Here is a 24,335-nt window from a genome sequence, read left to right as displayed (position 1 = left end):
GAGTAGTAAAGTCTACTTACTTTTTTAAGTTAATTATTTTAAAACCCGCTCCGCAAGAGCGGGTTTTTTTATATTCAAGATGACATCAATTTTAACCCTATAACTCTGAGCGCCGGCCACAGCGCAGAGTCATGACTTTAGCCCGAGGCCTCTTTATCTTCGTCTGTAGATGATTAGTCTTACAAAAATAAAAGCTTCGATTCTTTTATGTCTTTTTCCTTATCTTGCAGCTTGTGCCAATCGAGAAGTTATTCGCGATATCGATTATAAATATTCAGTAGCGGCGATGCGCATGGGTGAACCTGCCGCGGCGTTGAAGGACTTTCCCAAATTGGAAAAGGGCGGTTTCATCACGACTGTCGAACGCTCATGGATTTCTCTGTGGGACGGAAGTAAAGATCAAAGTGGCTTGCTGGATCAGGTGAAGTCCCTGGAGAATCGAAAGTACATTAGTGTTTCTCGTGAGGCACAGTATTTCTTTTTTAGTGAAACCGAAGAGGGATATATTCCCGGCGAGCATGAGATCATCTGTTTGCATCTCATCAGTGCGATGTACTTCATGCAGAACCAACAATGGGAAGAGGCGAAAGTGGAAGCGCGCTTGGCCGGATACTTTTTGCAAACTTTCTTTAAGCCAGATCAACCTCACTTCGATGATCCGGCTTTAAGAGTTTGGCTTGCCGGAATTTGGTCTGCATTGGGTGAGTGGCCAGAGGCGCAAGTGGATCTGCGCAAGGCCTACGAGCTAAGTCATGATAAAAATATTTTGCCATTCTTGGAGGTGCAAAGGCCTCCGTCTGATTTGAGCATTGGCTTCTATGGAGTTTCTCCTGATTTGCAGTGGACGGAAGGAAATGCCTTTCCTAAATTTGATAATAGCACTGCGGCTCCATTGCTGCCCATCCATTTCAGTTCAGCCCCTTGGTATGAACGTCATCAATTGCGCAACTCAACCATTCGCGATGTTGTTATGAAATCTAACTATATGGCGCAGTACTACGGAACAAAGCTGAACAAGGGCGCAGAGAAAACCATAGGTTATACCGCGGGCGGATCCATTATGACGGCAGGCTTATTCGTGGGAACAGCGATCGCCGGAGGAGGAACCTATTTGCTGGCCTCTTCTGGGGCTTCTGGGATCGGTGATGCCTTGGGATTGGTATGGGCTGCGGGCTTTTTTGTCGGCAAGTCGATGTGGGATTATGGAAAATCATTATCTTCCGATATGAGCCGAAGCGCTGACGAATCGGAAAAACAAAGTTTTGAAAACATGAAGACCTACCGTTTCGTGCGATTTTTGCCGAATTGGATTTCCTTTTCAAATCAGAAGACCGCCGATTTTGTGACCTATTTGAAGTTTGCAGCACCGAAATCAAAAACATCGGTTCAGTTTATTCAAAGATACTAATGTGTCTTCCAGGACTCTGTCGCAGGCAGCTCGTATGTCACTTAACTGGGGTCAGCGAGAACGTAAAAGTAATTTCTAAAACCTCAGCATTTAGTGCTAAATTCATCACACCCTATGCAAAATAATATGACCGAGTTGAATAATCTTTATTGGATCGAAGAATTGCTTCCTCACGATATTCAATCGTTACCAAAGCATGGCGGGATTGCCTATTATCTGGATATGAATCTTGTGCTGATCTTGGTGGAGAAGCCTGAAAGCACCTATGAGCATAAAGGTGTGACCTATCCCTTTAAGTTGTGGAACGGCTGCATTTTCCCCATCGAGTACAAAAAGCAAAGTGCATTTTTTCTGAAGTACTCTTTTTTGGAAAATCATCCAGCTAATAAAGATTGGCTTTATATTCCTGCAGAGTCCGAAAATTTTGAACAGGAAGTCCGCCTCATGATGCGTGAAATTTCCAAAAGGAATCCGCTGTTGGGAATTCCGATGAAAATCAAAGAGCCGCTTGCAAAAAAATCCACCACTGCAAAAGCAAAAAAGAAAGCCGGCAAGATCACGAAAGGTGATAAGAAGCGTGAGAACAAATTTTTGCTGGGAGTGCTGAACCAGAACAAAAAGCCAACTTCTGAAACATAAGGTTGCTGATCGACCTAGACCTTAGTTTGGGTTGGTTTGGTTGGATTAAAAAAGACGCTTCACCTCTGCAAAGAGCTAGACTAAGGTATTGGGTATTCAATGACTCAACTTGAGGTAAGCACCATGGGAAATGTAGTTTCTTTCATCAATCAAAAGGGCGGAGTTGCTAAGACGACGACGGCAATTAACGTAGCAGCTCAGTGGGCGAAAGAAGGTAAGAAGATTCTTCTTATCGATCTGGATCCGCAGTCTTCGGCTACTCGCGCGATTTTCGGTGATATGGAATTTGAGGATACGATTTACGATGTTTTAACTTCGGAAATTGAAGCCTCTCAGGCGATTGTTAGCTCTGAAACTTTTGGCATTGACGTGATTCCCTCTGAAATTATGTTGAGCGGTATCGAAATTATTCTGGCTTCCAAATTCGGACGCGAAAGCATTTTGAAGCGTTGTCTGGCAGAAGTTAAAGATCAATATGATATCGTTGTGATCGACTGCTCGCCATCGTTGGGTCTGTTGACAGTAAATGCCTTGATCGCTTCCAAAGATATCGTAATTCCAATCTGCCCGGAATATTTCTCGCTGAAAGGTATCGATCTTATCCTTGAGACTTTGAAACACATCCACGTGGGCCTTGGTCACAAAGTGGAAGTTCGCGGAATTATTATTTCCAAATACCGCAACCGCCGTATTATCGAGCAGGTTATTAACGATCTGAAAACGAAATACACGATTCCGGTATTCAACAATTATATTCCTGAATCCGTTGTGGTTGAAGAAGCCCATCACAGACATTTGCCGATGCTAGAGTATTCGCCGAAAAATCCGGCGGGATTGGCCTTGGCAAATCTTGCAATGGAAATGTGGGCTTGAGCCATATCAATCCGCTATTCCTAGATTCAACTAAACCCGTTGGCGACAAAGTCGTCACCAACGTGGAGCTATTGGGCTTAACCCTGATCGATGGTGACTCCGTTTTCTTCGAAGTCAGCGATCATTATGGCGTTGTCCAAAGATTCATCATGCAGAAGATTGAAACGAAGAGGTCTATTCGCTATAGCGCTGAGGTCTGGTTGAAATATCAACATCAGATTCAATATCGTTTTTCTGTGGTTTCAGAGGGTGTGGAGCGCATGACCTCGGCCTCTAAAGAGACCTTGGCGGGCCATGTGATTTCCGAAAAATGGGAGCCTTGTGCAAATCCGGTCGAGAAAGTGAAGAAAGACAAGCGCCCACCGCGTCGCACGGGGGCTCCTCCTGAGATTAAAAAGACTGCGGGAAAATCACTTTGTGAACCGCACATCTTGAATCAGATAAAGTCTTTGTTCGAGGATATGTTTTAGGGTTTCGTGCTCAATGCTTTTTCAGCTCTCTTACAAAGCTTTTTACTTTCTAAGAGAGCTGATGTCTTTTTTCTGGATTATTCAGCGTAAAGCAAAACGTACTTTTTCAATCGACAGTCCATATCCAAAGCAAATGCTTCCTGGAACCAGCCACTGTGGTGAGAGCCTGAGTTAATATAAAGATAAGTGTCTTCAGAGAATGGACCAACCTGCCCCTGAGCGCCTTTGTAAACCTGACCAGCGAACAAAGTTCCATTAAGAACTGGAGAAGCCGGGTAGTCGCTGCGGTTGCCAGAATCAGCAACAATGCTGTCAATTTGGGCTTCACAAATGGCAAAAGCTGAATTGATTTGAGAAAGGGAGGCAGCGGCAAGAATGAACAAGAAAGCGAAGGTCTTTTTCATTGAAGGACTCCTAGGGTTTTTGTTGGGATTTGCTTTGTTGAAATATAGAAAAGACCACCCTAAAAGCCCACAGTTTTGTTCTCCCTTGTAAAAAGTTACCTTGTTTTCGGTCATGTTATTCAAAAACAGAATCCTGCTCGGACCCTAAACTCGACAGAGATCAAATATTGCGAATGTGGTTTTCGACAGAGGCTAAAAGTTTATCTGTCTATCAAAGAATGCCGCCGCCATCCTTTCCTTTGAGATTCAATTTCAGGAGGAATGGCCATGCGTTTATTTGCGTGCATTGGATTGCTGGTTTTAGGCGTCTCAACGACATCCTTGGGAGCTTCAGAAGTCCCCTTTAAAATTACCGAGAAACGTCCTCGCTGCAGCAACTACTCGCGCGTCCGTCAGCCCTTCTTTGGCGAACTTCATCTTCATACGCAGTACTCGGTGGATGCTGCGACCTTGGATACCCGTAACACGCCGGCAGATGCCTATCGTTTTGCAAAAGGGGAGAAGGTTGGCCTGCCACCCTTTATAAACACCTTGATCGGTGAGGTGCCTCCTACGAACACTCCCGTGGGGCCGGTCTCTTCGCATCCTTACTGTTTACCAGGGGAGCGTTGTCAGTTTATGGCAACTCGCACGATTCAACTTCCTGATGGTCGCGGTTTGGATTTTGCGGCGATCACGGATCACTCCGAGCAACTAGGGGAGACCAACATCTGCTTGTGGGAAGAAAAAGTTCCCTGCAGTGATTCCAGCGCCTGCACCGCACAAGGGCAGCAGTGCTATCAAGGTCGTTGTGTTCCGAAAGGATACCAAAGTCCCAGCTGTGTTCTTGTCAGGGAAGAAGTGGCGAAGTTAAGAGGAGGTCTTGGGGCGACGATCTTTGCGGGAGCTTACTTTGTTGCGCAAAATCCAACACGTCTTCCCTTCTGCGGAATTGCCGGAGAGAACTGTCTATTCCAAGCCAAAAATGTCTGGCAGCAAATCATCAACGACGCGCAAGATGCCTATGATCAAACAGACGAATGCAAATTCACCAGCTTCATCGGTTATGAATACACGGCCATGCCTGCTGCAGGCACATGTCAAAATGACGGCAAGGCTTGTTGGGATGGTGTAGGAGTTGCGCGAGCCTCTATTGATTGCTCTGACAATCAGATGTGTCTTTCCGCAGGCGGAGGGGACAATTTGCATCGCAATATTATCTTCCGTAATAGCAATGTCCTCGAGCGTCCTATCAGCAATATTGAAGCTCCGGTAAAATGCGGGAACGGATCTGCATGTAACACTCCAGGTCCTTTGGGATCTCCGGAGATTATGCTGCGTCGGTTGAAGTTGGAGTGCGCTGCGATTCCGGGCTGCGATGTGCTTTCAATTCCCCACAATCCGAATTTAAGTGGTGGTGCGATGTTTGGCATGCCGGAAAATTTAGAAGAGGCAAGACTGCGCAGTGAAATGGAACCTTTGGTGGAACTCTTCCAAATCAAAGGGCAAAGCGAGTGTCGATACTCTGCGCGCATGCCGGGAGCCTGGAACACCTTTGACGAACTTTGCGATTTTGAAAATATGAGCTATGGCCGCTTGGCAAGTCAGTACATTTCTGAGCCGAACGCTATCAATATTCAGCCAAGCAGTTATGTGCGCAATGTCCTGAAAGATGGAATTGCCTATGAACAGAAAAACGGGGTCAATCCATTTAAGCTCGGGGTTGTCGGAGCTCTCGACAATCACAACGGAACTCCCGGGGCGAGTGAATCCTATATGTATGCGAAAGTGGGGGCGCACGGAGATCAAAGTTTTATCGTGTCAGGTGAGGCCCTGTCAGAGACGAACTTTCTAGGTTTGGAAACCAATCCCGGTGGGATGACTGTCGCATGGGCTGAAGAGAATTCACGCGATTCCATTTTTGAAGCCTTCAAACGTCGTGAGACCTATGCGACCAGTGGCACGCGACCTCTGGTGCGTTTCTTCGGTGGATTTGATTTACCAAAAACAATCTGTCAGATGGGTGACTTTGCGGCTCAAGGTTATCAAACGGCTGTTCCGATGGGAGGCTGTCTTACAGGGGCTCCACGAAGTGGGGAGGATTGCAAAGCCAATCTAACAAAGAAAAAAGGCCCATTGTTTGCCGTGTTGGCTTCGAAGGATCCAGGGTGGGCGAATAATCCTGGAACGCCTCTTCAGCGCATTCAAATCATCAAGGGCTGGGTTGATAGTGAAGGGCAGACCCATGAGAAAGTAATTGATGTTGCGGGCAATCCGAAGATCTCTGGCGTGGTCGATCTGAATACTTGTCGACCGAGCCAGAACGATGGTTACAAAACTCTTTGTTCTGTTTGGGAGGATTCTGAATTTAATTCCGAACAGCGCGCCTTCTATTATGCCCGGGTCCTAGAAAATGAAAGCTGTCGTTGGAACCAGTATTACTGCAACGCTCGTGGTATAAACTGTTCGAAACCAGCTATCCCAGAGAGAGAAAATAATCGTTATACCGACTTTGAATATCGTCAATGTTGCAGTGGCATCGTTCCCAATACTGTTCAACAAAGAGCGGTGACTTCACCGATTTGGTACGCGCCATGAAAATATTAAGGAAGGTAGCGCGTAATCGACTTGTACATTTTGTTTTTTTAGGGCTGGCCATTTTTGCGGTGGACCGCTCGGTCGTTCAGTTTTTGAAAAAGTCAGATCGAGATGTGATCCGCATTTCATCTGATCAGGTGGAATCAATACGCTTGGATTATGCAAAACAAGCGGGACAACAGCCCTCGGAAATACAACTGAAGGCTCTTGTTCAAGACAAGGTCGATGAAGAAATCCTGGTGCGCGAAGCGCGACGATTGCTGCTGGATAAGGGTGATGAGAGTGTGCGGCTTCGTCTTATAAGTAAGATGCGCGCACTGGGTGAGGGAGCCAAGTACGCCTCAGAGGAGGAGCTTTTACAGAAGGCCTATGATTTAAGGCTCGATGAAGATACCATCATTCGCAGACATCTTGTTCATAAAATGCAGATTTTGCTGGCACAGTCTGATGGCGATCCCGCACCCAGCGATGATGACATCAAAAAGTTTATTGAGCAAAATCCTCAGCCCTATGAAGCCGCTTCTAGAGTTACGTTCTCACAAGTCTTTATCGCTTCGCAGTCAAATAAGAAGGCTTTGAGTCTTTTAAGGAAGCTTCAAACTTCGCCAGATTCACTAGCATTGATTGAAACTCTTTCTGATCCTTTTCCCTTGGGATTGCGTCTGACGGAAGTCAGTGAATCGTTGTTGCAAAGACGTTTCGGTCAGCAGTTTTCCAAACTGGTGTTTGCCGGAAATCCTGGTCAGTGGATCGGTCCCTTAGAGTCCCCCTTTGGCCTTCACTTAGTTCGAGTGGAGGAGGTGAGCTCAAAGCGATCTCCCTCCTTTGAGGATATAAAGCCGGCAGCTTTGCGCAGTTTAATCAAAGTTCGAGCGGTGATGCGAACTGAGGAAAATATGGATCGACTTCGAAAACTCTATTTAACTGAAGTCGGTTGGAATTTTAAGAGGACGGACAATGCGAGTCTGTAAGTTTCTGTTTGTTATAATGATGCTTATCTCAGGTGTAGTGGGGGCTCATCCCTTGGATCCAGCTCTCCTTGATATGAAGGAAGCGGCGAGCAACAAGTATATTGTACTTTGGAAAACCCCTGCCTCCCGAACCGCCGAGGAGCCATTGAGGCCTCGTTTTCCGGAGCCGTGTCGGGTTAATTCTGAGCAGACGCCGGAGTTTTCCAGTGCCGCTTTGGTTCAGCGCTTTCAGTTGGATTGTGGAGTGAATGGTTTGAAGGACGGCGTGATTCAAGTGACGGGGCTTCGAACTTGGAAAACAGATGTACTTCTAAGAATCGAATTTTTAAATGGCACATCAGCGCGTGCGGTTTTGCGTGAAGATCAAAATTCATTTCGAGTGCCGATAGAGCAAGGCCCGGGGCAGGTTGCTCGTGAATATATTGCCTTGGGTGTAGAGCATATTCTTATGGGTTGGGATCATCTTTTGTTTGTGCTGGGACTTGTGCTTTTGGTGCGCAGTCGACGCACTCTTCTTTGGACCATCACAGCCTTCACGATGGGGCACAGTATTACGCTGTCGTTGGCGGCCTTGGGATTTGTTCACACACCTCAGGCACCCGTAGAGGTTCTGATTGCTTTAAGTATTCTAGTCGTGGCGGTGGAGCTTGTTCGGGTCGAGACAGGTCCGCCGTCGTCATTGGCGGCTCGAAATCCTCCGCTTATTGCTGCGATTTTTGGACTTCTTCACGGTCTGGGCTTTGCGGGGGCCTTGGCGGAGGTGGGTTTGCCATCTCATGAAATTCCGCTGGCTCTGATGACTTTTAATGTGGGGATTGAGTTGGGGCAGTTGGTATTCGTTGCGGCGGTACTCTGTGGTTTGCTTGTTTTAAGACAGTTGAGTCTAAAATGGTCAAAAATGTCTTATGAAATCTCAGTCTATGCTATTGGCTCGTTGTCTTCATATTTAATTTTGGATCGCCTCACGAAACTGTAAGGCGCCAAAAATATTTTGAGTCTTTAAGGAGCAAGGATGCAGCTGAATACAGCAACATCGCGATATTTTGAAACTGCATTTTGCTTGATCCCACGGCTGGTCAGGGAACTGATTTTTTGACTGCTGGTTACTGCATGACCTGCTTGATCTTCAATGGTCATTTGCACCAAGTCCTTCTCGTAGGAATAAGAAGCAGTAAATGTATATCCGATTTCTTGGGCTGTGAGAATGGTCACATCCCCCACTTTTCGTTCAAACAACTCTATTGGCTGCGAGCTGATTGAAAGAGTGCATTCAACATTTGAAGCCTGCGCGAAACTTGAAAAGAGGATGAGTGAGCAAATCACCAAATGTTTCATTTAAAACTCCTAAATTAAATAATATTTACGATGTTTAATGCATAAATAGAAAATCAGATAGTTACGAATGAGACTATCCAGAATTTTCAGGATTGATCAGGAATTAGACAGTGCTTATTAAGTGGGGAGCCTATTGTATCTCGTCCTTGTTGATTTCATAGGCTATTTCTGCGCTTAAGAAGATAATTGCCGATGAGTAGTAGACCCACAACAACAACACAATCAGAGATCCCGCAGCGCCATAAGCGGAAGAAGCGGCACTTCTTCCCAGGTACATTCCAATAAGGCTTTTTCCAATGGAAAACAATGTTGCAGTCAAAAGGCCGGAAGTCACAGCGACCTTCTTGCTCACATGAGTCTGTGGCAGGAAGAAATAAAGAACCGAAAATATGGCTCCAAATATTAACAATGAAATTAAAAAGTTCGCAATATGCCCGACTATGGCCTCAGTGCCCGTTAGGTAAAGGGATAGAAATGATGAAATTGCCACGGAGACAATTGAGATCAGCACAAAAGTCAGAACCATAGCCATATTGAAGACCTTTGACTTTAAGAATCCAAAAGTATGCCGAGCGACCGATTTTTGCTCTGTTTCGTTGTCGGCGTTCTTTATTTGAAATATTTTATTGAGCGAAGTGCGAAGGTGACCAAAGATCAAGCCCGCTGAAAATAACAAAGTCAAAAATCCAAAGATACCCGCTCTGTCACGTGCATGGGAATTTTGACTGGCGTTGACGGCGATTTCCCGAATCAATTGACCAGCTTCGTCTCCAAACCACGATTGTGCCTGGCTTAGAAGTGAATCACGTAAACTGTCGTTGATAAAAGCGACAATTGTTAAGAGGAGTACCAAAAGAGGAGCCAGGGAAAGTGCGCTATAGAAAGATAAGGACGCCGACATTTCCATGATATCGTCTTGCACCAATTTTTTTTGAAAACCCTTGTTAGAGATTTTTTTGAAAGAACTCTTGATATCCATGAAGTCAGATTAACACGCAGTTAAAAAGAACCATTTCTCAAGTTGATTATTTTGGCCATTTACAAAATGAGTCCTCGTGCTGATGCACAATTTCTATCCACCAAGGTCTTGAGATTCAATCGCAAAGGATTTGCACGTGCTATCATATGGACTGAGCAGTGATAGGACTCCGGATTGCTCGGAGTAGAAAAGAGTTCTTTATGAAAAACAAAAGCACTCAACATATCAGAGATACTGAAGCCAAACATAAACAGCCAAGCTATCAATCTTTTCGCCAAGGTCTGAGACAAAGTGAAGATAAAGATAACGAAAATTTTAAACGCGAAGATCTTGGGTTTGGAGGACGAGATACTCGTGGATATGACAAGCAGCACAAGGGTAAGTACTGAACTAATTTTGATACTGGCGCACCTTTCTCATTGCGGATTTAATAGATCTCATTACACTCATTAGCGTTTTGGTAGGGTTTGTCTTTCTGAAGGGAAAAATTAATGAGATCAGTTTTGGTATTGATGATGATAGTAGGGCAGTCTGCATTTGCTTTGGATATGGGCGATTTGCAAAATCAAGGTAGCAAATTGGCAGAACAGGCGAAGGCGAAAGCTCAAGTTGTGGCGGCCGCTTGTAAAGAAGATAAAGTTAAGTACTGCGAAAAGTACAATGAGATGGAAGCTTTAAAGGCGTGCTTCAATACAAATAAAGCAAGCTTGTCGACGGGTTGCAAAACTTCTCTTGGGATGAAGTAGATTTCACTGTTGATATTAAAAAAACCCGCTCCTTGAGGCGGGTTTTTTGTTTTTGAGCCTTTAGAAATAGCGTTTCAGCTTATTTTTCACTGTCTCCGCAGAAACCCTGCGATCTCCTGAGGCAACAAAGTCTTGGCACACTCTGGTAGTTAGCTCTTGGATGCCAAAATAGATTTCATAGTTCTTAGCACCTAATGCAACGGCCTGCTCTTCAGTCCGCAAAGGCTCAAAGGCATTTTTACAACTAGAAAGATCGACGGCCTGTTGCATTGCTTTCAAATGTGGTTTTAAAACATCGACCACTGAATCTTGTAGGTTCAAGACTCCACGACGTTCGACAGACTGAAATCTTATGCGTGCGCCACCGAGAGCATCAAAGAGGCCCAAGGGTTTTGTCTCGCCAGCATTGGTTTGGCCTTTATTGTTTAGAACTTCAGTGGCTGAGCGTAAGCTCAAACACGAAAGATAGCCTGATTTCAAAGATGGATTCTTCAATAGACCCAAATTCTTTTTGAAGCACTCGGTTGAAATTGTCTGTACGAACTTTGAATCTGCAGTGGAGTCAAAAGCGGCAAAGTCTTTTTCATACACTGCGCTCACCTCACCGGATTTAGGGCAGGCACCTGTAAACTCGAGGCCACCATAGACGATGTCTTTCACGAATTTGTATTTCGCAGCACTGACTTTCTTGAGGCGTTCCGGGGCGTAGCGATAGGCTGAAACACTTTCTGCGAAGTCTTCAAAAGGATTTGTTTTCGCATAGATCGAAACCTGCTGAGTTCCCGGATGCATGCGCCAGTTCTCGCGAGTTGATTTTTTGGCTTGTGGTTCCCAGCCGGAAACTTTGAGCCACTCTGGCGAAACATCAATGTCATTGGCGTGAAGATAAGACCAGTTGTGCGAGAACTCGTGATAAACAGAGTATTGACGAATTGGTGGAGTCATCTCATTCCAGACATCGAAAAGTTCAATGCTGGCGTTAGCGATCGTGTCGCCACCGCCGGAATAGCCATAGCCTCTTTTGAAATGAGAGAGCTTTTGATTGAGATCCAAAGGAAGCAAATGGGAAGGGACCGCTTCGATGGATTTCAAGATGTCGCGAATTTCTGAAGCCTTCCAGCGATCCGCATTCGACCAGACATAATGGGACAGATTCAGATCATACTCTGTGAGCAGCAACAACATGAGGGGGCCTTCTTCTTGGCCGAAGATTCTTTGCACTGCGCACAGCACTTTGGTGCAACCATTGGGCGCACCAAAAGCTTTGCGAATGGTATCAGGCTTTAGATCCTTGTTTGCATAGTAGTGGCCAGCTTGGGGAGTCACCAGTTGCATGAATCTATAGACCAACTCGGGGTGTTCGTTTTCGAAACGAATGCCACTCACTTCATAGATTGCCGGCAGTTCCAAGTTGGAAATGTCTGAATACTTTTTGATAAAGGATTTAAGATCGTTGCGGCGAACATGATCTTGATTGATACATCGTGGATTTTCCATCTCTTGCTCTGTCGCAGAGTGAAACGGAGCTTGCGCCGGGGATCTGGACTTTAATCCAGCCTCTGACTGGTATCCAAAATAGAGAGGCAGTGAAAAGGCGAAAGCTGCGACGAGAATACTTAAGAACTTCAGCATGGTAACTCCTGAAAACTCCTTATCGGAAATTTTCAGGGTTACTCAATCAGGCTATTTTAGATACTTTTCGAAGAATTCCAGGGTGTGGCCGATTTGCAAAACCTGATTGTCTTTCTTTTCCGCTCCGTGGCCTTCATCACCGAATACGACCAAAGAAGACGGGATTTTTTTACTCTCTAAAAGTTTTTGGATTTGCAAAGCTTCACCAACCGGTACGCGCGGATCATTAGCCCCTTGAATGATCATCAAAGGCGACTTCAGTTGGTTGATATAAGTTACAGGAGACAACGCCACCAATGCGTCATGATCCTTTTCTAAATCACCGTATTCAGCCATGCGCAGAGCTCGGCGATAAGGTGCGGTGTTTTGCAGGAAGGTCACCAGATTACTCATACCGACAGCCGCGACGCCCGCGTCGTAGGCGCCGGCATACTTGGTCATAGCAAGCAAAGTTGCGTAGCCGCCGTAGCTGCCACCTGTAATGCCCACTTTAGGAGTTTGGCCATTTACTTTCCAGTTCGCTTTGATATAGGTAGCGCAGTCTTCGATGTCTCCGATCACGTCTAAGCGTTTGGCCTTGTCGTCAGAGTGCAGCCATTTCTTTCCATAGCCATCGCTGCCACGAACATTGGGTTCGACCAGAATAAATCCCGCATCAATAAAAATTTGTGCCCAAGAACTGAATCCGGGAATGCTTTGACCCTCTGGGCCGCCGTGAAAGTTCACGATGACGGGACAAAGTTTATTCAAGCATTCGGCAGGTCTTCTGACGAACATGGGGATCTTCGTGCCATCTTTGGCTGGATAATATTCCAACTTTGCAGAAATGAATTTCTTTAAATTAATTCCAGGCGCGCTTGGATACACCCACTGAGTCAGTTTCTTGGTTTTCCAGTCAAATGAGTAATTTGTGTTCGGAGCCTGGGCTGAGGATAAACCCAGCATGGTGGTCCCACCATCACGAGTGGTGCCGCCTAAAAAAACATGTTCCGCATTCGGAAAATTAGGAATTTGCAGGGGCTTGTAGGTGATCGCGCTAAGACCATGCAGTTTCACGTAGGCATGTTCAATTGTGCTGATCAAAATCTTTTCTCTTTTGTGGTCGATCTGAATATCGCTGACATCAGAGTCCGGAACTGAGAAGAGCTCTTTCCAAACTGTACCTTTAAGAAGATAAAGTTTTCGGAAGTCTGTGAATTTAGAAGTAACTACTAAAAGATCTTTTTCATTTCTCGCATAGGAAGCATTGAAGTCTTCCATTTCTCCTTGGCCAAGGACCGGGCGAATCTTGCGAGTTTTGAGGTCAAACTCTGAATATTCAATGGCGCTATTGGAGAGAGACTTGGCCATCAACCAACGACCATCGCGAGTGTAGTCCGCCAAAAACCATTGGCCTTCCTCAGCAAACATTTTTTCGCGTTCACCCGTTGTGATGTTGTAGCGATAGAAAGTATTGACGTCAGGTTTTTCGTCATTGGCTGAATAGACCAAAGTTTTTGAATCATCAGAGATATAGCTTAAGCGGGCTCTCATCTTTGGTTTTGAGAAGACCGTAATATTTTTTAAACCGTCGGGACTGAGCAAGAACAGGCCTGGATTTTCTTGTCCATCCTTGTCTTGGCTTACTGCGAGCCACCGGCCATCGGGAGTGATGTCATGAAGGCGAGTTGAATCCTTGCCGCCAGTAATCTGGATGGGGAAGCCGCGCTTTTGCTCGACGGTCCAAATTTGATGAACTCCAGTGACCTTCCACGTGAAGAAGAGTTGCTTCTTGTTTGGATGAAGAAGACCCAAGCCCGGTGTAGAGATGTCCATCATCTCGCGGATTTTTGTTTCGATCTGCGGCGGCAACTTTGTGGGAGAATATTTTTGCAGGTCCGCTTCGGAAACGGATTCTTTGCCTAAGCCCGAATAAGCGTCAGTACCCGAAGGTTTGAGGGATTTTTGGGAGCAAGCGGTAAATAGGCTGGCGGTTAAAATAGCCAGAAGAACTTTGTTCATGGGACCTCGCAGATGGTGGCAATTCGAAGGAACTTTACGGTAACAAATTCCTCGAGGATCGCCAACCAGCGGTTAGGTCATAGGTCTTGCAAAAGGGGGGGGATTTTTAGAACCAGTCCACATATTCATCGAGGCCGCCCGTCGAGTCGACGTTTGCACGGAGCTGGTTGATCTTAATTATAAGAGATCAACGAGCCTGATTGTTAAAAATTATTATTGAGCGAGATATCCACCATCTACTGGGATGTAGTCACCGGTCATGAAGCTGGAGTCATCTGAGGCTAACCATAAAAAGGCTTTCGCAACTTCTTCAGGTCGACCAAGTCGCTTCATGGGGTGCATTTGTTCCAAAGCATACTTTTGTTCGCGACTCATAGAATGCAGCAATGGAGTTTCGATATATCCGGGTCCGATGGCATTCACACGAATGTTCTTAGCTCCATATTCCGCTGCAGCGGTTTGGGTAAGTCCGACGACTCCGTGCTTGGCGGCGACATAAGCAGAAGCTCCAGGGGTGCCAACCTGACCTAGGATAGAGGAGACATTGATAATGTTCCCTCCATTTTTTTGTTGCAGCATTTGTTCGATTTCGTATTTCATACAATAAAAGACACCGCTTAAGTTGATATCGATCACTTTTTTCCACTGTTCAAAAGTTTTTTCGTGGATAAAACCCTCGTCGCCGACTCCCGCGTTGTTGAACGCCACATCCAAAGAACCAAAAGTTTTGACGGTGGCGGTGACCGCTTCTTTGACCGCCATGGGGTCCGAAACATCACAAGCAATGAAAGCAGCTTTCACTCCCAATGATTCCAGTTCCTTCAAGACATCTTTATTCTCTTTAATGTCGGCGATCATTATGTTGGCTCCCTCTTTGGCAATGATGAGAGCGGATTCTTTACCGATGCCAGAGTTGCCCCCGGTGATGAAGGCGGTTTTGTTTTGGAAGCGATTCATAGATTTTCCTCCATTTTCATTTTCACAAACAATCGGAGTCTAAGTCGAAGGTCGTTTTGAGGGCTTGCGCGAATACAAGGGGGGCAGCTGCATTTATACAGATAAGTAAGGTGAAACTCCCGCGGGACTTCTTGTAATAATGTCGGAGTTTTTTGTTCTCCAACGAACGGGACGTTTTGGGTGAATCGTATGCTGTTAAAACGGATGGCTTCTGAGCTTGTGTGGGTTGATTAATTTGAAAATATTTTTGCGTTATGAATAATGAATATGAGCTTATGGAACATCAGGGTATCTTTAAAGTTTAGCTCATATAGAAAGTTTATCTTGAAGTCTTGTTTTTAATTAAGTCGGCTCATTTTAGTCCGAATCTTATTCAAGATTCTACGACGAGTGGCCGATTAGTTAAACAGCAATGAGAAAAACCTGTACGTTACCTTTTTTATTTTTGCTATGGCTGGGCGTAGTGCGCGCAAATGCGGCGCCTGCGACACTGACCTATCAAGGGCGCATCCTTAAATCAGATGGCTCTCCTCTAGAATATTCTAGCGTTTCCTTTCAATTCGAAGTTCTCGCGCCGAACAAAACTTGCGTGTTATATCGCGAGCAGTTGAATCATGTAGATATGACGAACTCCAGCGGAGTGTTTGATGCCACCATCGGCAATTCACACAGTTATCCCGCAGCACCTACTTTTACTATTTTAGATGCCTTTAATAATGCTCTTTCGCAAACATGCGATGGGAACTCTCCATATAATCCTGGTTTGACGGATGGGCGTTTCTTGCGGGTGAAGTTTCACGATGGAAATTCGTGGAAAACTATTTCCCCGGACAATGAGATTCGCACAGTACCTTATGCGGGATTCTCTGCTTCGTCAGCGATGCTGGGAAGTAATGTTGCCACGGATTTTGTTTTAAAGACTGAAGTTAATAACAATATCAATTGTGATAGTGGAAACTTTCTAACTTGGGATGCCAGTACCAGAAAGTTTGGATGTTCGGGTGTCAGTGGCGCAAGTGGTGGCACTGTGAAAACCGTGACAGCCTCCGCGGGAAGCAATCCCTATTTAACTGTTAGTGCGGATACGGTGAATCCGGTAGTGACTTTGAATGTTGGAACTATTGCGGGCACTGTGGCTGCCGGGAATGATTCTCGTTTTAGCGATGCGCGCACTCCGACGGGTGCTGCGGGAGGAGTTCTTAACGGGACCTATCCGAATCCAAGTCTGGCGGATAATTCTGTCACCAACTCTAAAATTGCTGATGCCGCTGTTTCAACTTCGAAACTTTTTGCAAATCCAGGTGTGAACCGTTTGGTGGGAACTGATTCCTCCACCGGGTCGACCTTGTCTCCGATTGTTTGTTCGTCAGGCCAAATTTTGACTTGGAATGTGGCGACAGGCTGGCAGTGTACCAATCAATCTTCTTTGGCGGTGGGGTCAGCCTCTTTGGCGACAAACTTCAGCGGCAATCTAGCAGGAGATGTCACGGGCACTCAAGGTGCGAGCAGTGTTGATAGAATCAAAGGTTATCCTTTGAATTTCACAGTCGCACCAAGTATTGGACAAGTTTTAAAATTTAACGGAACCCATTGGGCTCCAGCTGCAGATAGCAACGCGGGTGGAACTGTCACAAACGTTTCAGGCACCGCACCGGTGACAGTTACCAATGGCGCAACAACACCATTGATTTCTATGGCCAGAGCCACGGGAGCCGTAGATGGATATTTGGCAGCAGCAGATTGGACGGTCTTTAATAATAAACAAACGGCTTTGGGATTCACTCCATTAAATCCAGCGAACAATTTGAGTGAGCTGACGGCGGCGACGGCCAGAACTAATCTTGGGTTGGGGACAGCAGCGACAAAGAATTTTCCTGCGGCGGGTGATGCTGTGGCTGCAGAAGTCGTTCTTGGCAATGATACGCGCCTTACAAATTCTCGTGCGCCTACCGGAGCTGCAGGCGGGGATTTAACCGGAACCTATCCAAATCCTACTCTTGCCGCCATCGTGACGGCATCGACCGGAACAAAAATTACCTATGATGCTAAAGGGCGTGTAACTTCTTCCGCGGCTTTGGCTGCGACAGATATTCCTTCTTTGGATTGGACTAAAATCACCACAGGTAAACCGACGACATTAAGTGGATATGGTATTACCGATTCTTTGGTTTCTAATGCGGGAGGGGCTCCGTCGATTCAAACAGGTTTGGATGCAAGTAAGCCTGCTTCTCCTTCTGCGGGCGCAATCTATTTTGCGACCGATTCTAAAGTTATCTATCAGTATAATTCAGGAGCTTGGGTCTCTATTGCTTCTGCAAATGGTTCAGGTGGAACAATTACAAGTGTGAGCGCTGGTACGGGACTCTCTGGTGGTGGCTCATCGGGAGCAGTGACACTCAATCTGGCAAATACTGCTGTGACTGCGGGTTCTTATACCAGAGCCAATATTACTGTCGATGCTCAAGGTAGACTCACGGCCGCCACGAATGGAGCTTCTGTCAATTTAGCATCTGAAGTGACAGGGGTCTTGCCACTTGCCAATGGCGGTACGGGTGCCTCAACAGCAATTACTGCGTTCAATGCAATCTCTCCTATTTCTACTAAAGGTGCTTTAATTACGAATGATGGAACTAACGATGTGTCACTGACTGTTGGTACTAACGGCCAAGTTCTTTCAGCGGACTCCGCACAGTCTGGTGGTTTGAAGTGGGTGACTCCAACAAATGGGACAGTCACAAGTGTTGCGACGGGGACTGGACTGTCAGGTGGGCCTATTACATCGAGTGGAACGATTTCATTGGCAAATACCGCAGTGACCCCGGCCGCCTATGGATCGGCAACACAAGTGCCAACATTTACGGTGGATGCCCAAGGTCGATTAACTGCGGCAGCGAACGTCACTATTTCGGGAGTTGCGCCTGGTGGCGCTGCTGGTGGGGATCTATCTGGTACTTATCCAAATCCCACTTTGAATACAGTAACTGTTGGCAAAGGTGGAACTGGTTTGACCAGTGGCACCTCAGGTGGAATTCCATATTTTTCTTCGTCATCGACGATGGCTTCATCGTCACTTCTTACCGCTAACGGAGTCGTTCTTGGTGGAGGAGTCGGTGCAAGTCCGACGTCGACGGCCGCAGGCACGGCAAATCAAGTACTGCGAGTTCCTGCTGGGGGCGGCGCCCCCGTCTTTGGCGCGATCGACATGAGTCAGTCGGCTGCGGTAACTGGAGTTTTGCCGATTGCAAATGGTGGTACTGGTGCCTCTTCTTTGGCCGCCAACCGTTTGCTTGGAACAAATGGAACTGGAACAGTTCAGCAGGCAGTAACCTGCGCTGTAAATCAAATTTTGAGTTTCGATGCTTCTGGAAATTACGGCTGCTATGCTATGAGTTCAATTTATTCTGGGTTTGTAAATGGCGGTAATAGTTTTGGGGCCACTTCAAACCTGGGCAACAATGACAACTTTGACTTAAATATTAAAACGAATAACGCGACTCGAGTGACTGTTCAAGCCGGTGGTAACGTGGGAATTGGAACCACAACTCCTGTGACTAAATTCCAAGTAAGTGGAGACGCGATTATCGGTGGTGGTAACTCTACGTTTGCCGGCGGAAACTATATTTTAGGATCCAGCAATAGCATCACGAATTCCGGGGGAGGCAATGCCTCGGGAATGCATGTCGTCGGTAGTTCCAATAGCTTTACTACAAGCTTGTCGAATTTTGGTTACAACCTGACAGTCATAGGTTCTTCAAATACGGTGAGCAATAATGCCGGAAATGCCAGTATCTTTGGGCGCTCAAACACAGTGACGGCTTCGAATTCGACAACTATTGGTTTTGGTCTTACGAATGGTGTTTCGGGTTCATTGATGATTGGTCCTTTAGATACTGCTAAAATAACAATCTTATCATCAGGAAATGTTGGCATTGGTACGACAGCGCCAAGTGAGGTTCTGGAAGTTAATGGCAATGTCAAAGCAGCCTCTTATCTTTACACCTCAGATGCGCGCTTGAAAAAAGATATCATCACTTTGCCAGATGCCTTGGCAAAAGTGTTGCAGCTTCGTGGTGTGAGTTTCGTTTGGAAAAGTAATGATGAAAAGACTGTGGGCTTCATCGCTCAGGAAGTTGAGAAAATTTATCCTGAGCTTGTGAAGACTGATAGAAAATCAGGATATAAAGCCGTTCAGTACGGAAATATCGTTGCCATTCTGGTGGAAGCGTTAAAGCAGGAACATCAGGAACGCCTTCAAGCGGAAACTCGCTGTGAATCGCAAGTTCAAAACGTACAGCGAACTGTGGCAAGTGTTCAGGATAATTCTCAAACTCGGTTAAATAAACTTGAGAAAGAAAATCAAGATTTGAAAGTGCGCCTTGAGCGTCTTGAAAAAATCTTAAGCGAAAAATAGAATGAAGAAGTTTTTAGTCATGCTTATTCTTTTTCCATGGATTGCAGGGATCAACACCTTGAGTGAGGGCTATCGTATCCCTGCGGGTGGCGGTTCGATGAGAATCTATGCGAAAGATGGTGGCGCTCAAGGAGCCTGCTATACCGTGCAGAATAACCATGCAAGCAGTGACTTGTTTGTGCCGACTCATTCGACAACTGAATGGGCGCAGTTCATCGCGGCAAGTAAACCGGCCTTCATAGCCGCCACTCAGTGTTATCCGAAATCGTGTAAGGAAATTCTGACTTTAATGGGAAGTCCAGCGAGTGGCACCTATACGATCGATTCTGATGGGGCGGGCGCTGGAACTTCTTATCAGGCATACTGTGACATGACGGCAGATGGTGGAGGCTGGACGCGAATTTTCCGACACAATATTGCCGGGGGATATTTTACCACTGTCGGAGATGCAATTAGTAAAAACACGGGAGCGCCCACAGGGAATCTTTATTCTATTTTGAATAAGATTCCGGATTTTGTGACTGCCGGAAAGTATCGCTTTCGTCTGACTTGGCCTGGATATAGTCAAAAAAATATTTGGCTGCAAACAACGAATCCACTTTCAGATGTCGCGGCGGCAGGCATCGTTCCGATTGCAGTGAACGCTTATACAGACACGCGATTGTCAAATTGGGCAGGTCTTGAATTGGGTAATGGTGCGCATGGTCCGACGAATTCCAATAGTTCGCTTCTTGATGGATCTGTTCAGCATACTAACTGGTTTTATGCCATTGGTAGTACGGCAGCTTATAGCACTCCGGCTGGAATCCCGGCAGATACGGGAATCATAGCTACTGGGGGAGTTGCAGAAGTGAATCTATGGATCAAGGAAGACGACACCTATGTTTCGTATAATTCCTGCAAAGATATCTTAGATAGTGGCGCATCGATCGGTTCAGGTATCTACACGATTGATCCCGGCAATATCGGCACGCCCATTCCTGTAGTTTGTGATATGACTACCGATGGTGGGGGGTGGACAAGAGTGATGTACCACGACTATCCACTGGGCGGTCTGTTTGCGAATAACGCCGAAGCTCTTTCGTACAATACGACGGCACCCTTAGCGTCGCGATATTCTATTTTAAGTCGACTTTCTTCTTTCGTGCGCAGTGGAAAATATGAGTTAAAAATTGACTGGCCAGGCTCCACCACTGCCAGAAACTGGTGGACACAAACGAGCAATTTCACGTCACAAGCAGCCGCGGGCTATGTGGGCATTGCGATTCAGTCGACCAGTAACTACTGGGGAGGTCTGGAGTATGGAATCCCAGGAAACTCTCTCGCCGATGGGTCTGTCGGAAGCGTAAACTGGTTTTACGGAGTGGGAGCTCAGACTACCTGGGGAACTCCGGCAGGAATTCCCGCTTCAGATGAACTTATGGGAAGTGGTGTGAGTGTTCCGCGTATGGAACTTTGGGTGAAATAAAATTCAGCCGAGAGCCTTCTGAATATCTTCCAAAATTTCCTTTGGTTCGACCTGAGGAGCGTAGCGTTTTATAACTTTTCCGTCTTTGCCGATTAAGAATTTTGTAAAATTCCATTTAATCATCTCAGTCCCTAAAAAACCGGGTGCAGATTCTTTGAGCCACTTGTAGAAAGGATCTGTGTTGCTGCCGTTAACATCCACTTTGTTGAGCACCGGGAAAGTCACGCCGTAGTTAAGACTGCAAAATTGTTGAATCTCTGAATTGGTGCCTGGCTCTTGAGCGCCAAATTGATTGCAGGGGAATCCCAGAATGGTGAAGCCTTGGTCTTTGAATTTCTCGTAGAGTTCTTCAAGTCCCTGATATTGCGGAGTATAGCCGCATTTGCTGGCGACGTTGACGACGAGTACGGGTTTTCCTTGATAACTATCGAGAGGCATTTCAGAGCCATCCGCAGCTTTCACTTTGAAGGAATACATCGTCTTATCCATTTTATCTCCCCTGTGATCTGAGACTAGTTGAGTTTCATCTCGAAATTAACACAATACCTGCTCTAAAGATTAAAAAGCTGAAAGCCTTCTCATTGCAATACATTTGTATGTTTAGAGTGAGATCGCCACGGCCGAAAAGAAACGATATGGAGAATCTTGTACGGGCCTGTATCTCTATACTCCTTGCCCTTCATAGCACGTCAGCCTTTGCCAAAGCTGATAAGGACTCCTTATATTTGATTGCCGCCAATGACCAATCAGAATCCAGTGAATCAAATCAAAGTGATTACTCGGGGCTTGTGAACAGTACGACCTGTGTACGGCAAATGAATGCTTTGATTGCCGAATGTCGAAATGAAAATGCCTCAGCCACAAATTCCTGTGATGAAAAGCAAGATACAGGCATTATGGGAACCATGCGCCAAGCCGCTTCTATTTTGGGAACGGCGACGGCAGCAAGCATACAGGCATCTTGTTCGAAGATGGCTGCTCTTTCTCAAGCGGCGAATGCAGCGGTGGCGGCTTATCAGGCGAACTGCGCGAGCAGTATTTCAAGTTGCCAATCAGCCTGCAGTAAAGCCGTCGAACATTGGAAATCTCACAACAAATGCATTGAGGATGCAGCGTTTGGTCCACCACCACCACCGCCATCCAGCGCGGGCTATGACGAAGCCCGCGATCTTTTGAAAATCTGTCAGGATTTAAATCCAAAAGCAGACGAAGCCGCTAAGGCTATGCAGAACTATGCTTTAACAGCAGCGAATGCGCAAAACTGCGCCGATGAATCCTCAGGCGTTTCCACCGCAGCCTTGGAGATCTGTAAGGCCAATCCAAATCTTGAAGGCTGTACTCAGAAGGGACCCGTTGATTGCACAAAACCTGAGATGGCTTCCAACAAAGTCTGTATCTGCAGCAAAAATCCCAATGACGCCTCTTGCATGGGGGTGAAGTCGGCTGCGGGCACTAATATTCCTGGAGCCGCTGAATTTGCTTCCAGAGTAAAGCCAGAGGACTCAGGCGTGAATGGTGAAGATAACTATGGATTGCCAACAATCGAGCAAGGGAAAATCAATGGCTCATTTGCTGAAGCCAGTGTCGAAGGAAAGCAAGGCGCTGGCGCGAATTTAAGTCAAAATGGTTTTGGCAGTGGTGTTGGGGGCGTCGAAGCTGGGAAAGCAGAAGGTAAGACCGACAAGAATTCGCAGGAGGTGAATTCTGGATTCTATGGAGGTGGCGGTGGAGGATATGGTAGTTCATCCGTTTCTTCAGGTGATGCCCGATCTGGTTTTGGTGGAATGCTAGATAAGGTCGGCGATGCATTTAAAAAAAGTGCCACAGATCTGCGCCAGTTTTTACCGGGGGGGACTTTAGATCCCAAGGCACGCGGAATTGCTGGGGCTTCAGGCCCGGATGGAATTACCGGGCCTCATACAAATATTTGGCAAAAAATCCAGAATCGCTATCAGGTTGTCAGCCCGACGTTGATTCCTTAATGGGTGTTTCGTTTTGAGACAAAAAATTTGTTTCATAAAGTTCACAGACCTACGTTCCGATAAGTTGGCTTATGGGAATGACTCATCTTGCAGCTATTTTTCTATCGTTTATTTTGCTGGGGAACTTTAGTTTCGCGGATGACTATACTGCCGGGAAGCTTGATGCAGCAGAGAGAGATTTGATGAATCGCCCCCCTCGTCGCGCCTGTAGTGACTGCAGAGGCTATGAGGATGGCGCAGTAAAGATGAACTGCATAGAGACCTGTATAGAAACTCCGAGTCAGTCTGTGGTGGATCCTGCGGCTGCTTGTGCTCAGCGCTTATCACAGCTGACTCAAGCTTGTAATGACGCTACGACAACAGCGCGAAATGATTGTGATGAATCTCAGAATACAGGACTGGCGCAAGCTCAGCAGGCAGCGGTGGTTTTGGGTCAGCAAGTTTCAAGCAGCGTTCAGGCTGCCTGTTCCTCCATGGGAAAAATCTCACAAGCAGCCAATGCTGCAACAGCGGCTTATCAGATGACTTGCCAAAGCTCTGTGGGGAGCTGCAGCTCTGCGTGCAGTGCTGCGATTCAGTATTTTCAACAAAATTCAGGTTGTCAGGTTGGTCCATTCCGTACTGGTGAAGCTCCCGCACCGACTTCATTAAAAGAAACTCAAAAATCCTGCACGAGCTTGCAGAAAAAAGCGGATACCGCTCAGCAAGCAGTGAATAATTTCTTACAGACAACTTTGCAGGCACAAAATTGTGCACAAGAATCTGATGGTACTTCCGCGCCACTACCAGAAATGTGTAAGACCAATCCAAATCTTGCAGGTTGTACGGCTTCGGGGCCGGTGGATTGTTCGAAGCCTGAAATGGCCTCCAACAAAGTCTGCGTGTGCAGTAAAAATCCCAACGATCCTTCTTGTGTCTCCGGTCAATCTAACCACGCCTCCACGGGAATCAACGGAATTGAAACAGCAGTTCGCACGGGCAACAGCGCCGGTGATGGATTTGGTGGCGGTGATAACTTTGGTCTTCCAGAAATCCCACAAGGTGTTGTGAACAAAAGCGGCGCAGAGGCTGGTGTTGACGGCAAGCAAGGTGCTGGAGCAAATCTGGGATCTGCAGGTGGTGATGGCGGCGGCGCGGGTGGAAAAGGCGGCGCAGGTGGAGCGAATCAAGATCCGACTGGCGTGAATGCTGGATTCTATGGCGGCGGCGGCGGTGGCTCAGGTGGTGGTTACGGCGGAGGCGGCTCCGGCGATGGCAGCGATGGTCGCGGTGGTTATGGCGGCTATGCTGGAAAAGCAGGACCCGGTGGCCCTAATTTAAGACAGTTCTTACCAGGTGGACAATTCGATCCAAGATCTCGCGGTCTTGCAGGTGCTTCGGGCCCGGATGGAATCACCGGTCCTCATTCAAATATCTGGCAGAAAATTCAGAATCGTTATCAAGTCGTGGCACCAAGTCTGATGCCATAATAGAGTCCCTGAT

General features: G+C 46.5%; 20 protein-coding genes. 13 read left to right on the top strand and 7 right to left on the bottom strand.

The window, feature by feature from the left end:
* The first annotated feature begins 169 nt into the window (after positions 1–169).
* The 4 genes from NWE73_RS11715 (at position 170) to NWE73_RS11700 (ending at position 3,390) form a co-directional block, all read left to right on the top strand.
* Positions 170–1,408 carry a hypothetical protein gene (locus tag NWE73_RS11715; RefSeq protein WP_277578514.1) on the top strand — a complete coding sequence of 413 codons (1,239 nt, stop codon included), beginning with the start codon at positions 170–172 and terminating at the stop codon, positions 1,406–1,408.
* Between the two features lie 126 nt (positions 1,409–1,534).
* Positions 1,535–2,047 carry a hypothetical protein gene (locus tag NWE73_RS11710; RefSeq protein WP_277578513.1) on the top strand — a complete coding sequence of 171 codons (513 nt, stop codon included), beginning with the start codon at positions 1,535–1,537 and terminating at the stop codon, positions 2,045–2,047.
* A gap of 123 nt (positions 2,048–2,170) precedes the next feature.
* Positions 2,171–2,920 carry a ParA family protein gene (locus NWE73_RS11705; RefSeq protein ID WP_277578512.1) on the top strand — a complete coding sequence of 250 codons (750 nt, stop codon included), beginning with the start codon at positions 2,171–2,173 and terminating at the stop codon, positions 2,918–2,920.
* Positions 2,917–3,390, top strand: a complete 474-nt coding sequence (locus NWE73_RS11700) for a hypothetical protein (RefSeq protein WP_277578511.1) — start codon at positions 2,917–2,919, stop codon at positions 3,388–3,390. The genes NWE73_RS11705 and NWE73_RS11700 overlap by 4 nt, the downstream gene beginning before the upstream one ends.
* Positions 3,391–3,467: 77 nt before the next feature.
* Here NWE73_RS11700 and NWE73_RS11695 read toward each other — a convergent pair whose 3' ends face one another.
* Positions 3,468–3,794: a hypothetical protein gene (locus NWE73_RS11695; protein ID WP_277578510.1), complete on the bottom strand. Its 327-nt coding sequence runs from the start codon at positions 3,792–3,794 to the stop codon at positions 3,468–3,470.
* A 267-nt stretch (positions 3,795–4,061) separates the two neighbouring features.
* On the opposite strand from NWE73_RS11695, the gene NWE73_RS11690 reads away from it, so the two are divergent.
* From NWE73_RS11690 to NWE73_RS11680, 3 genes are all read left to right on the top strand, one after another.
* Positions 4,062–6,371: a DUF3604 domain-containing protein gene (locus NWE73_RS11690; RefSeq protein WP_277578509.1), complete on the top strand. Its 2,310-nt coding sequence runs from the start codon at positions 4,062–4,064 to the stop codon at positions 6,369–6,371.
* Positions 6,372–6,463: 92 nt separating this feature from the next.
* Entirely contained in the window at positions 6,464–7,342 is an 879-nt protein-coding gene (locus tag NWE73_RS11685; protein WP_277578508.1) for a peptidylprolyl isomerase, read from the top strand.
* 16 nt (positions 7,343–7,358) lie between these two features.
* Entirely contained in the window at positions 7,359–8,318 is a 960-nt protein-coding gene (locus NWE73_RS11680) for a HupE/UreJ family protein (RefSeq protein ID WP_277578507.1), read from the top strand.
* Between the two features lie 23 nt (positions 8,319–8,341).
* On the opposite strand, the gene NWE73_RS11675 is transcribed toward NWE73_RS11680, so the two are convergent.
* Both NWE73_RS11675 and NWE73_RS11670 read right to left on the bottom strand, forming a co-directional pair.
* Entirely contained in the window at positions 8,342–8,677 is a 336-nt protein-coding gene (locus NWE73_RS11675) for a hypothetical protein (RefSeq protein WP_277578506.1), read from the bottom strand.
* Positions 8,678–8,807: 130 nt separating this feature from the next.
* Positions 8,808–9,656, bottom strand: a complete 849-nt coding sequence (locus tag NWE73_RS11670) for a YihY/virulence factor BrkB family protein (RefSeq protein WP_277578505.1) — start codon at positions 9,654–9,656, stop codon at positions 8,808–8,810.
* Between the two features lie 200 nt (positions 9,657–9,856).
* Here NWE73_RS11670 and NWE73_RS11665 point away from each other — a divergent pair, with 200 nt between their 5' ends.
* Positions 9,857–10,045 (top strand): hypothetical protein, encoded by a 189-nt coding sequence (locus NWE73_RS11665; RefSeq protein ID WP_277578504.1) that lies wholly within the window; start codon positions 9,857–9,859, stop codon positions 10,043–10,045.
* Positions 10,046–10,147: 102 nt separating this feature from the next.
* Positions 10,148–10,402 carry a hypothetical protein gene (locus tag NWE73_RS11660; RefSeq protein ID WP_277578503.1) on the top strand — a complete coding sequence of 85 codons (255 nt, stop codon included), beginning with the start codon at positions 10,148–10,150 and terminating at the stop codon, positions 10,400–10,402.
* A gap of 60 nt (positions 10,403–10,462) precedes the next feature.
* Here NWE73_RS11660 and NWE73_RS11655 read toward each other — a convergent pair whose 3' ends face one another.
* The 3 genes from NWE73_RS11655 to NWE73_RS11645 all read right to left on the bottom strand — a co-directional run bounded on the left by NWE73_RS11655 (position 10,463) and on the right by NWE73_RS11645 (position 14,992).
* Positions 10,463–12,034: a hypothetical protein gene (locus tag NWE73_RS11655; protein WP_277578502.1), complete on the bottom strand. Its 1,572-nt coding sequence runs from the start codon at positions 12,032–12,034 to the stop codon at positions 10,463–10,465.
* A gap of 51 nt (positions 12,035–12,085) precedes the next feature.
* Positions 12,086–14,035, bottom strand: coding sequence for a S9 family peptidase (locus NWE73_RS11650; RefSeq protein WP_277578501.1), 1,950 nt, complete (start codon positions 14,033–14,035; stop codon positions 12,086–12,088).
* Between the two features lie 213 nt (positions 14,036–14,248).
* Complete coding sequence (locus NWE73_RS11645) at positions 14,249–14,992, bottom strand: SDR family NAD(P)-dependent oxidoreductase (RefSeq protein ID WP_277578500.1); 744 nt, start codon at positions 14,990–14,992, stop codon at positions 14,249–14,251.
* 412 nt (positions 14,993–15,404) lie between these two features.
* Between NWE73_RS11645 and NWE73_RS11640 the strand changes: the two genes are divergently transcribed.
* Together NWE73_RS11640 and NWE73_RS11635 are read left to right on the top strand one after the other, a co-directional pair.
* Positions 15,405–19,403, top strand: coding sequence for a tail fiber domain-containing protein (locus NWE73_RS11640; RefSeq protein ID WP_277578499.1), 3,999 nt, complete (start codon positions 15,405–15,407; stop codon positions 19,401–19,403).
* A 1-nt stretch (position 19,404) separates the two neighbouring features.
* Positions 19,405–20,871 (top strand): fibrinogen-like YCDxxxxGGGW domain-containing protein, encoded by a 1,467-nt coding sequence (locus tag NWE73_RS11635; protein ID WP_277578498.1) that lies wholly within the window; start codon positions 19,405–19,407, stop codon positions 20,869–20,871.
* 3 nt (positions 20,872–20,874) lie between these two features.
* Here NWE73_RS11635 and NWE73_RS11630 read toward each other — a convergent pair whose 3' ends face one another.
* On the bottom strand, positions 20,875–21,360 hold the full coding sequence (locus tag NWE73_RS11630; protein WP_277578497.1) for a glutathione peroxidase: 486 nt from the start codon (positions 21,358–21,360) through the stop codon (positions 20,875–20,877).
* A gap of 146 nt (positions 21,361–21,506) precedes the next feature.
* On the opposite strand from NWE73_RS11630, the gene NWE73_RS11625 reads away from it, so the two are divergent.
* A complete protein-coding gene (locus NWE73_RS11625) occupies positions 21,507–22,853 on the top strand; it encodes a hypothetical protein (protein ID WP_277578496.1) in 1,347 nt (448 codons plus the stop codon).
* A 71-nt stretch (positions 22,854–22,924) separates the two neighbouring features.
* Positions 22,925–24,322 (top strand): hypothetical protein, encoded by a 1,398-nt coding sequence (locus NWE73_RS11620; protein WP_277578495.1) that lies wholly within the window; start codon positions 22,925–22,927, stop codon positions 24,320–24,322.
* Positions 24,323–24,335 lie beyond the last annotated feature (13 nt).

Source organism: Bdellovibrio svalbardensis (assembly GCF_029531655.1).
Lineage (GTDB): Bacteria > Bdellovibrionota > Bdellovibrionia > Bdellovibrionales > Bdellovibrionaceae > Bdellovibrio > Bdellovibrio svalbardensis.
Note: the sequence above shows the minus strand (reverse complement) of the source record. Positions and strands in the feature narration are given on the sequence as shown.